The 13,639-nt window shown below is 62.2% G+C and carries 13 protein-coding genes; 9 read left to right on the plus strand and 4 right to left on the minus strand.

Annotation, left to right across the window (positions count from 1 at the left end):
- Window positions 1–7: 7 nt before the first annotated feature.
- Together sdhC and AC1D13_RS00825 are read right to left on the minus strand one after the other, a co-directional pair.
- Entirely contained in the window at window positions 8–454 is a 447-nt protein-coding gene (sdhC, locus tag AC1D13_RS00820) for a succinate dehydrogenase, cytochrome b556 subunit (RefSeq protein WP_457279334.1), read from the minus strand.
- Window positions 455–838: 384 nt separating this feature from the next.
- A complete protein-coding gene (locus AC1D13_RS00825) occupies window positions 839–1,609 on the minus strand; it encodes a GntR family transcriptional regulator (protein ID WP_457279333.1) in 771 nt (256 codons plus the stop codon).
- Between the two features lie 244 nt (window positions 1,610–1,853).
- Between AC1D13_RS00825 and AC1D13_RS00830 the strand changes: the two genes are divergently transcribed.
- The 5 genes from AC1D13_RS00830 to AC1D13_RS00850 all read left to right on the plus strand — a co-directional run bounded on the left by AC1D13_RS00830 (window position 1,854) and on the right by AC1D13_RS00850 (window position 7,854).
- Window positions 1,854–2,840, plus strand: a complete 987-nt coding sequence (locus tag AC1D13_RS00830) for a malate dehydrogenase (RefSeq protein WP_457279332.1) — start codon at window positions 1,854–1,856, stop codon at window positions 2,838–2,840.
- 88 nt (window positions 2,841–2,928) lie between these two features.
- Window positions 2,929–3,927, plus strand: coding sequence for an HpcH/HpaI aldolase/citrate lyase family protein (locus AC1D13_RS00835; RefSeq protein WP_457279331.1), 999 nt, complete (start codon window positions 2,929–2,931; stop codon window positions 3,925–3,927).
- A 39-nt stretch (window positions 3,928–3,966) separates the two neighbouring features.
- Complete coding sequence (locus AC1D13_RS00840; RefSeq protein WP_457279330.1) at window positions 3,967–4,593, plus strand: hypothetical protein; 627 nt, start codon at window positions 3,967–3,969, stop codon at window positions 4,591–4,593.
- Between the two features lie 83 nt (window positions 4,594–4,676).
- The gene (locus AC1D13_RS00845; protein WP_457279329.1) at window positions 4,677–7,292 is read left to right on the plus strand and encodes a bifunctional aconitate hydratase 2/2-methylisocitrate dehydratase; all 2,616 of its coding nucleotides are present in this window, start codon (window positions 4,677–4,679) and stop codon (window positions 7,290–7,292) included.
- A 55-nt stretch (window positions 7,293–7,347) separates the two neighbouring features.
- Window positions 7,348–7,854 (plus strand): BON domain-containing protein, encoded by a 507-nt coding sequence (locus tag AC1D13_RS00850; protein ID WP_457279328.1) that lies wholly within the window; start codon window positions 7,348–7,350, stop codon window positions 7,852–7,854.
- 75 nt (window positions 7,855–7,929) lie between these two features.
- On the opposite strand, the gene AC1D13_RS00855 is transcribed toward AC1D13_RS00850, so the two are convergent.
- Both AC1D13_RS00855 and AC1D13_RS00860 read right to left on the minus strand, forming a co-directional pair.
- Window positions 7,930–8,313, minus strand: a complete 384-nt coding sequence (locus tag AC1D13_RS00855; RefSeq protein WP_457279327.1) for a hypothetical protein — start codon at window positions 8,311–8,313, stop codon at window positions 7,930–7,932.
- A 38-nt stretch (window positions 8,314–8,351) separates the two neighbouring features.
- Window positions 8,352–8,855, minus strand: a complete 504-nt coding sequence (locus AC1D13_RS00860) for a pyridoxamine 5'-phosphate oxidase family protein (protein WP_457279326.1) — start codon at window positions 8,853–8,855, stop codon at window positions 8,352–8,354.
- A 297-nt stretch (window positions 8,856–9,152) separates the two neighbouring features.
- Here AC1D13_RS00860 and AC1D13_RS00865 point away from each other — a divergent pair, with 297 nt between their 5' ends.
- The 4 genes from AC1D13_RS00865 (at window position 9,153) to AC1D13_RS00880 (ending at window position 13,638) form a co-directional block, all read left to right on the plus strand.
- Entirely contained in the window at window positions 9,153–10,178 is a 1,026-nt protein-coding gene (locus AC1D13_RS00865) for an iron ABC transporter substrate-binding protein (RefSeq protein ID WP_457279325.1), read from the plus strand.
- Window positions 10,179–10,230: 52 nt separating this feature from the next.
- The gene (locus tag AC1D13_RS00870; protein WP_477688770.1) at window positions 10,231–11,829 is read left to right on the plus strand and encodes an ABC transporter permease; all 1,599 of its coding nucleotides are present in this window, start codon (window positions 10,231–10,233) and stop codon (window positions 11,827–11,829) included.
- On the plus strand, window positions 11,826–12,941 hold the full coding sequence (locus AC1D13_RS00875) for an ABC transporter ATP-binding protein (protein ID WP_477688771.1): 1,116 nt from the start codon (window positions 11,826–11,828) through the stop codon (window positions 12,939–12,941). The genes AC1D13_RS00870 and AC1D13_RS00875 overlap by 4 nt, the downstream gene beginning before the upstream one ends.
- 334 nt (window positions 12,942–13,275) lie before the next feature.
- Window positions 13,276–13,638: a DUF1428 domain-containing protein gene (locus AC1D13_RS00880; protein ID WP_457279322.1), complete on the plus strand. Its 363-nt coding sequence runs from the start codon at window positions 13,276–13,278 to the stop codon at window positions 13,636–13,638.
- The last annotated feature ends 1 nt before the right edge of the window (window position 13,639 follow it).

Here is a 13,639-nt window from a genome sequence, read left to right on the forward strand (position 1 = left end):
TCCTTGATTAGTACGCGCCGAAGAGCTTGAGTGCCAGCACGATTGAGATGCCTATGCTCACAGCCAGTGTGAAGAGGGCGGATGATTTGCCGAATTCCTTGCTGACGGCGGCGTGGCTCACGTCCATCCACAAGTGGCGCAGGCCGGCGATGAAATGGTGCAGGTAAGCCCAGATCAGGGCCAGCGCCACCAGTTTCCAGATGATGCCGGGAAGGCCCAGCATGCCAACATTGAAGGCCCCCTTGAATTTCTCGAACGAGATTTCAGAGGAGATCGAAGTGTCGAACATCCAGATGATGAAGGGCATCAGCAAAAACATGATGAACCCGCTGATACGGTGAAGGATGGAGACAATGCCTGCGAGGGGGAGGCGATAGGAGGGGAGGTCGGTCAGAGCGTTGATGTTGCGGAACTCGGGCCGCTTCTTCGCTACGGTTGTCGCTGATTCGGACATACTTGGCTTTCTGTGTTTTTGAGTAACGGCTTTGTAACTGCCAAAGCGGCTCAACCCGAAATTCTATTGCAATGCAGCAACAATCCCGGCTGCTTCGGGTGATGGCCGGAAATTTTTGTCGGGAAAAGTGCGTTTGGCTGCGCAACAGTTCGCAATTGCTGCGCGAAGGTCGTCGTAACTGACATGACGATTACAAATCACCCCATCCGGACGGCAATTCAGCGGCGCGCATATATCGCTGCTGACGCCTCGTTGGTGTCATGGCTTGAAGGGTTTTCATCGTCAGTCATGTCGTTATGGGTTGCACCGGCGGGCTCTCGCGGCCATGCTGCGGCAGGTTAGCCTGGCAGGGTTTTCTGTTGCCCTTGAGCCTGCTGCCGCTGTTCAGTTCAGTGTGTTGTGATAGTGATGTGTGTCGGTGCGGTAGTAGCCGCGGCGCAGCTCCATGGGGGCATCGTTGTAGGTGTAGGCGATGCGCTCCACGCTCAAAAGCGGTGCTCCGTGCTCTACTTTTAATAGCAGCTCGCGCCCGTCAGTGGCTGCTTCAGCGCGTATTTTTTCTTCGGCGCGAACCATCCGCACGTTGAATTCGGTCTCAAACAACGCATACATGGGGCCGTGGTAGTCGGCCAGCCGCTCGGCTGTCAGGCCCTTGAAGGGTGCGGCAGGAAGCCAGATGTCTTCAAGAATGGTGGGTGTGCCGGCAAAGCTCAGCACGCGTCGGGCCTGCAGCACGGCGTCCCCGGTGCGCAAGGCCAGCGTGCGTGCAATCTCGGCGCTGGCGCGCACGCGCCGGCAGTCGATGATGTCGCGTTGGGCCGGGCCTTCGCTGCCCGGCGTGCCGCTGTCGGGGACCAGCTTGAGAAAGCGGAACTGGACATGTTGCTCGGCGTGGGTGGCGACAAAGGTGCCCTTGCCCTGGCGGCGGACCACCAGGTTGTCGGTGGCCAGCTCGTCGATGGCCTTACGCACCGTGCCCTGGCTGACGCGGTAGCGCGCTGCCAGGTCCATCTCGGAAGGGATGGCTTCGCCCGGTTTCCATTCGCCTGATTGCAGGCTTTGCAGGATCAGGGCCTTGATCTGCTGGTACAGCGGACTGAACGCCGGCGTGGCACCTGGAAAGTCATCGGCGGGTAGGGCGGGAATGGCGGTCATGGGTTGGATTCTGGCTGGCCGTATCATATCTTATATAAGACATAAGACAAATTGACGCCCGCTGCTTTTCAAGCGTAAAATCTTTGGCTGAGCCAGCGCGCGGCCTGCCGTTTTGCGGTGATTTTGACGGGTAAAAGCATAAGACCCGTCAGTAATCACTTCCAGATATTCCAGGGTCGCGCCAGACATCTCACACCACATCCCTCATCTCAACCGATTTTCAACTTCCTGGAGTCCTCCCATCATGAGCAAAAAACCCGTCCGCGTTGCAGTCACCGGTGCAGCAGGCCAAATCGGTTACGCATTGTTGTTCCGCATTGCTTCCGGCGAAATGCTCGGCAAGGACCAGCCCGTCATTCTTCAATTGCTCGAAGTGCCCGTTGAAGGCCCGCAAAAAGCGCTCAAGGGCGTGATGATGGAACTCGACGACTGCGCGTTCCCGCTGCTGGTCGGCATGGAAGCCCACAGCGACCCGATGACCGCCTTCAAGGATGCCGACTACGCGCTGCTGGTCGGTTCGCGCCCACGCGGCCCCGGCATGGAACGTGCCGAGCTGTTGGCCGTTAACGGCGCCATCTTCACGGCGCAGGGCAAGGCGCTCAACGCCGTCGCCAGCCGCAACGTCAAGGTGCTGGTGGTTGGCAACCCCGCCAACACCAATGCCTACATTGCCATGAAGAGCGCCCCTGACCTGCCGCGCAAGAACTTCACCGCCATGCTGCGCCTGGACCACAACCGCGCCGCCAGCCAGATCGCAGCCAAGACCGGCAAGGCCGTGGCCGACATTGAAAAACTCACCGTCTGGGGCAACCACTCGCCCACGATGTACGCCGATTACCGTTTTGCCACCATCAAGGGCGAAAGCGTCGCCAAGATGATCAACGACCAGGAATGGAACGCCAACGTGTTCCTGCCTACCGTCGGCAAGCGCGGCGCCGCCATCATTGAAGCGCGCGGCCTGTCCTCGGCCGCATCGGCCGCCAATGCCGCCATCGACCACATGCGCGACTGGGCCCTGGGCACCAACGGCAAGTGGGTCACCATGGGTATCCCTTCGGACGGCCAGTACGGCATTCCGAAAGACGTCATGTTCGGTTTCCCCGTGACCTGCGAAAACGGCGAATACAAACTGGTCGAAGGCCTGGAAATCGACGCTTTCAGCCAGGAACGCATTACCAAGACCCTGGACGAGCTTAAGGGTGAGCAAGACGGCGTCAAGCACCTGCTCTGAGCAATTAATGAGCGATGTGCGCCGCGCAGGGCCGCCCCAAGCAAGCACGGCCCCCTCGGGGGGCAGCGTAGTACACGAAGTGACAAGCGTGGGGGCTCGCCAACATCCGCGCGACGTTCTGTTGGGTGCCCAGGCACAAGCCGGGTTTCTTCCGGTTTGTGATCACTACAGCGGTGTTGAAGCCCGCATGCGCAAAAGCCTGCAATTGCAGGCCGAGATGATCGAGGAGTTCGGCGCCTGCGTGTTTGACGTGACGCTGGATTGCGAAGACGGCGCACCCGTGGGCGGCGAAGCCGACCATGCCGCGATGGTCGTGGCGCTGGCGGCCCTGGCCAGCGACAAGGCCCGCGTCGCGGTGCGCATCCATTCGGTGGACCACCCCGCCTTTGATGCCGACATGGCTGTCATTGCCGGGAAGCTGTCCCGCCATCTCTCACACATCATGGTTCCCAAGGTGGAATCGGTTGCCGATGTGGTCAGGGCCGAGCAGGCTCTGCTCGCAGCATCGGCCGGTGGCCTGCCGCTGCACGTGCTGATCGAGTCTCCACTCGCGGTGCGAAACGCTTTCGACATTGCTGCTCATCCGCGCGTGCAGTCGTTGAGTTTTGGCCTGATGGATTTTGTCTCGGCGCATGGCGGTGCGATTCCCGCCGACGGCATGAGCAGCCGCGGCCAGTTCACGCATCCGCTGGTGATGCGCGCCAAGCTCGAAATCGCGTCGGCTTGCCATGCCCACGGCAAAGTGCCGTCGCATTGTGTTGTCACAGAGTTCAATGACACTGAGGCCATGACTTCCGCCGCACGCCATGCCGCCCGTGAACTGGGCTACACCCGCATGTGGAGCATCCACCCCAACCAGATCCGGCCTATCCTGGCGGCTTTTGCGCCCACCGAGGGCGAGATTGAAAGTGCTACAAAAATAATAGCTGCTGCCGCAAGCTCAGACTGGGCCCCCATCAGTTTTGAAGGCAAGCTGCACGACCGCGCGAGCTACCGCTACTTCTGGCAGGTTCTGGAGCGCGCGCACCAGACCGGCCGTGTCTTGCCGCACGAGGCGCAGGCATATTTTTCTGCGCCGCTTCACTGATTTTTCCGATTGACTGTTGACCGTTCCAAAGGACCCCCCATGAAACATTTCGCTCTCTCTGCCTTGATGCTGGCCGCCCCGGCCCTGTTGCTGGCCCAGACGGCGGCCCCTAAAGCCGCCGCACCCAAGGCTGCAGCCGCAGCTGACCAGCCTGCCCAGGCCGCCAAGCGTGCACCGATCAGGCGCTCTGCCGCCAAGGTGGTGGAAGAAAGGACGCCCATTGACGATGACCCGTCTGTCACCTTGACCCCTGAAGACCTGGAGCTCGCCAAGCGGGTTTACATTGGCACGATTCCCTGCGAACTGGGTGCCTCCGTCACCATCACGCCGAATGAAAAACGCCCGGGCTTCTTCCTGGTGCAGACGGGCAAGATGCGTTTTCGCATGCACCCGGTCGGAAGCCGCACCGGTGCCATCCGCCTGGAAGACGGCCGTGCAGGCGCCATGTGGCTCCAGTTGGGCAACAAGTCGATGCTGATGAGCCAGAAAATGGGCCAGCGCCTGGCTGACGAGTGCATGAGCCCGGCGCAGGTGACTTTTGCCGATGACATGAAGAAGAACCCCCCGACCAGCATTCTGGAGGCCTTGCCTGCCGCCAAAGCTGCGCCAGCTCAGGCTGGCACGGGTTCTGCTCAGCCAGAAACTGCCCCGGCCAAAGCCCCATAAAGCCCGATAAAGCCCAATACAGACACAGACCGCGACCGCACGCGCATCGACCGTGCAAATTTTGAGTACAGGAGAAGAAAACCATGATGCCCGAGTTCATACAAACCTACCGCAACCATGTGGCCGAGCGCGCCGCGCTGGGTATTCCCCCGCTGCCGCTGTCGGCCCAGCAGACCGGTGAGGTCATTGAGCTGCTGAAGAACCCGCCCAAGGGCGAAGAGGCCTTTCTGGTGGAGCTGATCACGCACCGCGTGCCGGCCGGGGTTGATGCGGCCGCCAAGGTCAAGGCCAGCTATCTTGCTGCCGTGGCGCACGGCACCGAAAAGTGCTCGCTGATCTCCCGTGAGAAAGCAACGCAGTTGCTGGGCACCATGCTGGGCGGCTACAACATCAGCCCCATGGTCGAGCTGCTCGACGACGCTGAAGACAGCGTCGCCACGCAAGCGGCCAACGGCCTGAAGCACACGTTGCTGATGTTCGACCAGTTCCACGATGTGCAGGAAAAGGCCGGCAAGGGCAACAAATACGCCAAGGCCGTGCTGCAAAGCTGGGCCGATGCCGAGTGGTTCACCAGCCGCCCGGAAGTGCCAGAGTCGATCAAGCTCACCATTTTCAAGGTGGCTGGTGAAATCAACACCGACGATCTCTCCCCTGCACCCGATGCCTGGAGCCGCCCTGACATCCCGCTGCACGCGCTGGCCATGCACAAGAATGCCCGCCCCGGCGTGACGCCCGAAGAAGACGGCAAGCGCGGCCCGGTCAAGTTCATTGAAGAGCTGAAAGCCAAGGGCAACCTTGTGGCCTATGTGGGCGACGTGGTCGGTACCGGCTCCTCGCGCAAGTCCGCAACTAACTCGGTGTTGTGGTTCACCGGTGAAGACATTCCCTTTGTGCCGAACAAGCGTTTCGGCGGTGTCTGCCTCGGCTCCAAGATCGCGCCGATTTTTTACAACACCATGGAAGACTCGGGCGCGCTGCCGATCGAACTCGACGTGAGCCAGATGGCCATGGGCGATGTGATCGAACTGCGCCCCTATGAGGGCAAGGCGCTGAAAGACGGCAAGGTCATCGCCGAGTTCAAACTCAAGAGCGACGTGCTGTTTGACGAAGTGCGCGCCGGCGGCCGCATTCCGCTGATCGTCGGCCGCGGCCTCACGGCCAAGGCGCGTTTTGCGCTGGGCCTTCCCGTGTCTACCCAGTTCCGCTTGCCGCAGAACCCGGCCGACAACGGCCGCGGCTTTACGCTGGCACAAAAAATGGTTGGCCGTGCGGTCGGCTTGCCTGAAGGCCAGGGCGTACGCCCCGGCACGTACTGCGAGCCCAAGATGACTTCTGTCGGCTCGCAGGACACCACCGGTCCGATGACGCGCGACGAATTGAAAGACCTGGCTTGCCTGGGTTTCAGCGCCGACCTGGTGATGCAGTCCTTCTGCCACACGGCGGCTTATCCCAAGCCGGTCGATGTGAAGATGCACCACGAGCTGCCCGAGTTCATGAGCGACCGCGGTGGCATCCCGCTGCGTCCGGGCGACGGCATCATCCACAGCTGGCTCAACCGCATGCTGCTGCCCGACACCGTCGGCACCGGCGGCGACAGCCACACGCGTTTTCCCATCGGCATCAGCTTCCCCGCGGGCTCAGGCCTGGTGGCTTTCGGTGCTGCCACCGGCGTCATGCCGCTGGACATGCCTGAGTCGGTGCTGGTGCGCTTCAAGGGCGAAATGCAGCCCGGTATCACGCTGCGCGACCTGGTCAACGCAATCCCGTTGTACGCCATCAAGGCCGGTCTGCTGACGGTCGCCAAGCAAGGCAAGAAGAACATCTTCTCGGGCCGCATCCTGGAAATCGAAGGCTTGCCCGACCTCAAGGTGGAGCAGGCTTTTGAATTGAGCGATGCCTCGGCCGAGCGTTCTGCCGGCGGTTGCACGGTGCACCTGAACAAGGAGCCCATCATCGAATACATCAACAGCAACATCACGATGCTGAAGTGGATGATCGCCACGGGTTACTCGGATGTGCGCACCATCAAGCGCCGCATCGCCGCCATGGAAGCCTGGCTGGCCGACCCGCAATTGCTCAAGGGCGATGCGGACGCCGAATACGCTGCCGTCATCGAGATCGACCTGGCCGACATTCATGAGCCTATCGTGGCTTGCCCGAACGACCCTGACGACGTGAAGACGCTGAGCGAAGTGGCCGGCAGCAAGATCGACGAAGTCTTTATCGGCAGCTGCATGACCAACATCGGCCATTTCCGCGCCGCTTCCAAGCTGCTCGAAAACAAGCGCGACATCCCCGTCAAACTGTGGATGGCGCCGCCGACCAAGATGGATGCCAAGCAGCTGACCGAAGAAGGCCACTACGGCGTGCTGGGATCTGCCGGCGCACGCATGGAAATGCCGGGTTGCAGCCTGTGCATGGGAAACCAGGCGCAGGTGAAAGAGGGCGCGACGGTGTTTTCCACCTCCACCCGCAACTTCCCGAACCGCCTCGGGAAAAACTCCAACGTCTATCTCGGTTCCGCCGAGCTGGCGGCGATCTGCTCCAAGCTGGGCCGCATCCCCACCAAGGCCGAATACATGGCCGACATGGGTGTGCTGACAGCTGCCAGCGACAAGATCTATCAGTACCTCAACTTCGACCAGGTCAAGGACTACACCGACATGGCTGACACGGTGAAGGACGGCGTGGCCGCTTAAGTGGGCACCCTGCCGTCGGCTTGACAGCCGCAAGCTGAAATGGAAGGATGAAGTGATGAAGAAACCGTCACTTCTTTCCTTCCTTTTTTTTGTTCTTTTTTTGGCCACCGGTGCAGCCGCTCGAGCTCAGGAAGCGCGCACCAACGCCTTCAACGACCCCTTCCTGCAGGTCACTTCGGCGATCAATCCGTGCCCTGTGCCGGAGGGGCCGCTCTATACCGAGCAGGAAGTGCGCGACGTAGCCCATGTGCGGGCGCAGCACGGCGGCAGTTGCTACCGCGTGGGGCGTTGCCGCCTGGCCAACTCGTATTGGTACGATGCCGAAATCATTCCGCGCGTGTCGCAATACATCAAGCTCGACGGCCGGTTCGACGACACCAGTGTGTGGGTGCAGGGCGAGCGGCGTTTGGTCTTTCTCAAAGGTTGCGTCAAGACACGCGAGCAGTCCGAGGCGCTTGAAAAAGCGGTCTGGCTGGTCGACGACGTCATGGGGGTGGTGAACTACCTGCGTGTGGGTGATGAGCCTGTGCGTTACGTGCCGGCGCAGGTTGAAAAGAAATAACGTCCTCCTTTCGACATGAAACACAAAAAGTCCCGCAAGAAATTGCGGGACTTTTTGCTTTTCAATGATCGGAAGTTACAGCCCCGAAGGCAGCGGGTCCACCACCCGCAGTTCCGAGCCATCGACAAACTTCAGGTACCAGAACTCCGGCGCGAGCGGCAGATTGGGGCGCATGTGGCTGATGTTGGCGGGCAGCACATAGACCGTGCTGGCACCATCGTCTGGTGGCGGCGCGAGGTAGTGGCGCTTGACTGCCACCAATCCGCCTATGGTGGAAACCACGGTGCCTATCGATTCGGTGACGGCATTGACGGTGGTGCCCTGGCCCAGCATGTGGATGGTGGTCTGGCCCATCAGGTCGGGGCGTGAGGCTTCTATGTACAGCACTGCCGCGGTGTTGATGCGCAAATCGTCGGGCGCGCTGGGCTCAGTGGCTTTGTTGAACGAGATAAAGGGCATGGATAGGGCCGGTTGGAGACAGGTTTTCGGGCGAATTCTCAGGAAATATGCAGCTCTTTGTGCTCACCCAGCTTGCGCGGCAACTCGCCCAGGATGGCCGCCTTGGCCATCCTGGCCAGCTGCACCATCTTGCTTTCCTTCACATCCCAGTATTCGGCGTGATGAATGCGCACTTCCAGCAGCGCCAGGTCCGGGTCGTTGACGCCCGCAGGAAACCAGGCGCGGGCAAGCGGTGACCAGAGTTCTTCTTTTTTGGCCTGGTCTTCCGCGATCACGGCCTGGCCCGACACCGATACGTAGCTGTCGGCGCCCGGGTCGGCGTAGGACACGTTGACGTTGCCGTCATGCTGCAGCCGCTGGGCCATCTCGCTTTTGCGTGAGATGAAGAAATACAAATGAGATTCCGCATCGAGCGACTGGTTCTGCGTGGTCAGGGGATGGGCGTGCAACATGCCGCTGGCCTGTCGGTGCGTCAGCATGCCGAACTTGATGCCCTGGATCAGCTCCCAAAGGGTGTCGTGGTCTGATTTTGTTGCGCTCATGAAAACTCCCGTGGGTGGTGGCCAATGCGTCGATGCTAGGCATCAAGCCGCGGGCCGCTCATCAGCGGGCGGCGCGGGCAGCTGTCAGCAAGTACCGACAGCCCCGGTTTCCAGGCGCAGCCTGTGTAAACCATCGCCCTGCGGGGGAACTAATGGCGCGAGCGGTTACCATATAGATGCAAGTAATTCGCATTTGTATTACGGTTTGCTTACAGGCGCCCCGTAGGCTTCAATGCCTGCGCCGCGCCCGGCCCGGTTCGGGCGAACCGGGCCGCTTTGATCTCTAAAAGGTGTTTCATGAAACTGTCGTTCCCATTCTTTGCCGGCGCTGTGCTGGCTGCTGGCCTGTTGGCCGCGCCAATGGCCTCCACCGCCCAAACCGTCACGCCCACCGCCGAAGGCATCGTGGTTTACAACGCCCAGCACGCCAGCCTGACCAAAGCCTGGGCTGAAGCCTTCAGCAAGGAAACCGGCATCAAGGTCACTTTGCGCAACGGCAGTGACACCGAGCTGGGCAACCAGATCGTGCAGGAAGGCAAGGCCTCGCCCGCCGACGTGTTCCTGACGGAGAATTCGCCGGCCATGGCGCTGGTCGACACGGCAGGGCTGTTCGCTCCGCTGGACGCGGCCACGCTGTCTGAAGTGCCTGCCAACTTCCGCCCCGCGCATGGCCGCTGGACGGGCATCGCCGCGCGCAGCACGGTGTTTGTCTACAACAAGGCCAAGCTCACGCCGGCGCAGTTGCCCAAGTCCATGCTGGACCTGGCCACGCCCGCCTGGAAGGGCCGCTGGGCCGCGTCGCCCTCCGGCGCTGATTTCCAGGCCATCGTGAGCGCGTTGCTCGAACTCAAGGGCGAAGCCGCCACGGCCGCCTGGCTCAAGGCCATGAAGGAAAACGCCACGCCTTACAAAGGCAACGGCACCGTGCTCAAGGCCGTCAATGCCGGCCAGATCGAAGGTGGCGTGATTTACCACTATTACTACTACGGCGACCAGGCGAAGACCGGCGAGAACAGCAACAACGCCCAGCTGCATTACTTCCGCAACCAGGACCCTGGCGCTTTTGTGAGCATTTCCGGTGGCGGCGTGCTGGCCTCGAGCAAGCACCAGCCCGAAGCCCAGGCCTTCGTGAAGTGGGTTGCCGGCAAAGGCGGACAGGACATCCTGAGAACCGGCGACGCGTATGAGTACGCCGTCGGCACCGGCGTAGCCTCCAACCCCAAACTGGTACCTTTGGCTGAGCTGCAGGCGCCCAAGGTGGAGCCTTCCAAACTCAACAGCAAAAAAGTCACCGACCTGATGACCCAGGCCGGCCTGCTGTAAACCACTTCCAATCGCTCCTAACCACTTCAGGTCCGCGGATCTGACACCTGCCTTGAGTGCCTTGCCCTTTGATGTCGGCGCCGATTCCCTTAACCCGGCGAGTGCGGCCCTGCGGCCTTCGCCTGTAGCCGGGCGCGGCGGCTGGCGCCTGTCGGGGGTGGGCAGCGCGGCCCTGCTGGTCTCGTTGCTCGCTTTGTTGCCGCTGGGTTTTGTCATCTGGGTCGGCATCCAGGCGGGTTGGGACACGGCCTCTGCGTTGATCTTCCGGCCCCGTGTGGGTGAACTGCTCGTCAACACTGCTTTGCTGGTAGCGCTGACGGTGCCCTTGTGCGCCGTGCTGGCCGTGGCCCTGGCCTGGCTCACCGAGCGCAGCGACCTGCCCGGTGCGCGCACCTGGGCCTGGCTGGCCGTCGCGCCGCTGGCCGTGCCGGCTTTTGTGCACAGCTATGCCTGGATGACGGTCGCCCCCGGCCTGCACGGCTTGCCCGCCGGCGTGATGGTTTCGGTCATCGCCTACTTTCCATTTTTGTATTTGCCGGTGGCCGCAGCCTTGCGGCGGCTGGATCCGGGCATGGAAGACAGCGCCGCCTCGCTGGGCTTGAGCCCTTTGGCGGTGTTCTTCCGCGTGGTGCTGCCGCAGCTGCGGCTGGCGGTATGCGGCGGCTCACTGCTGGTGGGCCTCCACTTGCTGGCCGAGTACGGCCTTTACGTGATGATCCGCTTCGACACCTTCACCACGGCCATCGTCGACCAGTTCCAGTCGACCTACAACGGGCCTGCGGCCAACATGCTTTCCGGCGTGCTGGTGGTGTGCTGCTTCGCGTTGCTGGGACTGGAATCGGCCGCGCGCGGCAAGGAGCGTTATGCGCGCGTAGGTTCCGGCGCGGCGCGCATGCCTTTCAAACGCAAGCTGGGCCGTTTCACCGGCCTGTGCCTGCTGTTGCCCGCGCTGGTCACCGCTTTGGCGCTGGGCGTGCCGCTGGTTACCCTGGGCCGCTGGCTGGTGGCAGGCGGGGCTGCCGTATGGCGCGTGGATGAAATCGGCCCGGCGATTTTTCAGACCCTGGGGCTGGCGCTGGCCGGTGCGCTGTTGACCACATTGGCCGCTGTGCCCATGGCCTGGCTGTCGATACGCTCGCCCGGCCGGCTGCAGCGCGTGCTGGAGGCCTGCAACTACATGGTCGGTTCGCTGCCCGGTGTGGTGGTGGCGCTGGCGCTCGTCACGGTGACGGTACGCATGCCGATTTACCAGACAGCGCTCACGGTGCTGCTGGCCTATTTGCTGATGTTTTTGCCACGCGCCCTCATCAGCCTGCGCGCCGGCATCGCGCAGGCGCCGGTGGAGCTGGAGCAGGCCGCGCGCAGCCTGGGCCGCACGCCCGCGCAGGCGCTGTGGGCCATCACCCTGCGGCTGGCCGCGCCCAGCGCGGCGGCCGGCGCGGCGCTGGTGGGCCTGGGCATTACCAATGAACTCACCGCCACACTGATGCTCGCGCCCAACGGCACGCGCACCCTGGCGACTTCCTTCTGGGCCTACAGCAGCGAGATCGACTACGCAGCCGCTGCGCCCTACGCGCTCATCATGGTGCTGTTGTCGCTGCCCATGACCTGGCTGCTCTATACCCAATCCAAACGCACGGCGGGACGATGACAACTTCTCTTGAACTGAAGGGCCTGCGCAAACACTATGGCCCTGTGGAAGCACTGGGCGGCGTTCACTTGCACGTGCCGGCCGGCAGCCGCACCGCCATCGTGGGTCCGTCGGGTTCCGGTAAAACCACCTTGCTGCGCATCATTGCCGGCTTCGAAGTGCCCGACGCCGGCCGCGTCGTGCTGGGCGGGCGGCAACTGGCAGACGGGCCGGAGGCCGTGCCGGCGCACCAGCGCGGCATCGGTTTTGTGCCGCAGGACGGCGCGCTGTTTCCGCACCTGACGATTGAGGGCAACGTCGGCTTTGGCCTGCCGCGCAATACGCCCCGGCGCGCTGAACGCATTGCCGAATTGATGGAAATGGTCGCGCTCGACATCGCCATGCTCAGCCGTCGCCCGCATGAGTTGTCTGGCGGCCAGCAGCAACGCGTGGCGCTGGCCCGCGCGCTGGCCCAGCGCCCGCAGCTGATGTTGCTCGATGAGCCTTTTTCCGCCCTGGACACGGGCCTGCGCGCCAGCACCCGCAAAGCTGTCGCGCAATTGCTCAGTGGCGCCGGTATCACCACCATCCTGGTCACGCACGACCAGGCGGAGGCCCTGTCATTTGCCGACCAGGTGGCCGTGATGCGTGAAGGGCAACTGGTGCAGGCTGGCCGCCCGGTGGATCTTTATCTGCGGCCCCGTGATGCCGCGGTGGCCGGCTTCCTGGGCGAAGCCATCGTGCTGCCGGCGCAGCTGGCGGGCGGCTGGGCTGACTGCGCGCTGGGGCGAGTCGCGGTCAACAACGGCCAGCGCAGCGGTGCGGCGCAGATCATGCTGCGGCCAGAGCAACTGCAGGTGGCTGAAGTCCCGGCGCAGGCGGCCGCGCACAGTGCGGATGCCGCTGCGTGCTACGGCGCGGTTATCGACACCGATTTTGGCGGTCCGGTCTGCGTGCTGTCGGTGCGCCTGGTGCGCGGCGCTGGACTGGGCACGGCAGAAGAAACACCCGCGGCGACGGAGCTTGCTGCGTGGGACGTACCGCTGCTGGTGCGCAGCTCCGGCCTGCATGCCCCGGCGCCGGGCGCCATGGTCCGCATCACGGTGGCTGGCCAGGCCCACGTGTTCGAATAAACCGGCCTGGGTGCCGGTTTCCGGAATTTAAGAAAATAGTGGCCGTAGCCCAATAAGAACGGGCGCAAGCAGCTATTAAATTAATAGCATTTTTCCTACTTCTACGGGTGCGATGAACCCAGCTGGAGGAGGACGTTTACCCGGCACGCCCCGCGCAAAGCGGCATGGCTCGACCAGTACATGCCTTGTTACGAATCTTTAAGGCGTCTTACACAGGTCTTTGGGTATATTGTGTACGGTGTACACAAATTAATGGTTGTGCACTTGCACGCCGGCAACTTGATCGGTTGTTGCAGCGTTTCAGGTGACAGCTGCTTACCCAAGGAGATTTCCCATGGCCCGTTACGTAGATGGATTCATCGTTGCCGTTCCCGCCAAGAAAGTGGAGGACTACCGCAAGCTGTCCCGCAAGGCCGGCAAGATCTGGAAGGAGTACGGCGCGATCGAATACACCGAGTGCATCGCCGACGACGTGAAACCGGGCAAGGTCACGTCCTTTCCGCAAAGCGTGAAGCTCAAGGCCGGCGAGGTGGTGGTGTTCTCGTGGATCACCTACAAGTCACGCAAGCAGCGCGACAGCGTCAACAAAAAGGTCATGTCCGACCCGCGCCTGGAGGCCATGATGGATCCGAAGAATCTGCCCTTCGATGGGAAGCGGATGATTTTTGGCGGCTTTAAAACGATTGTTGAGCTTTAAG

Source organism: Polaromonas sp. P1_E12, from assembly GCF_056405975.1.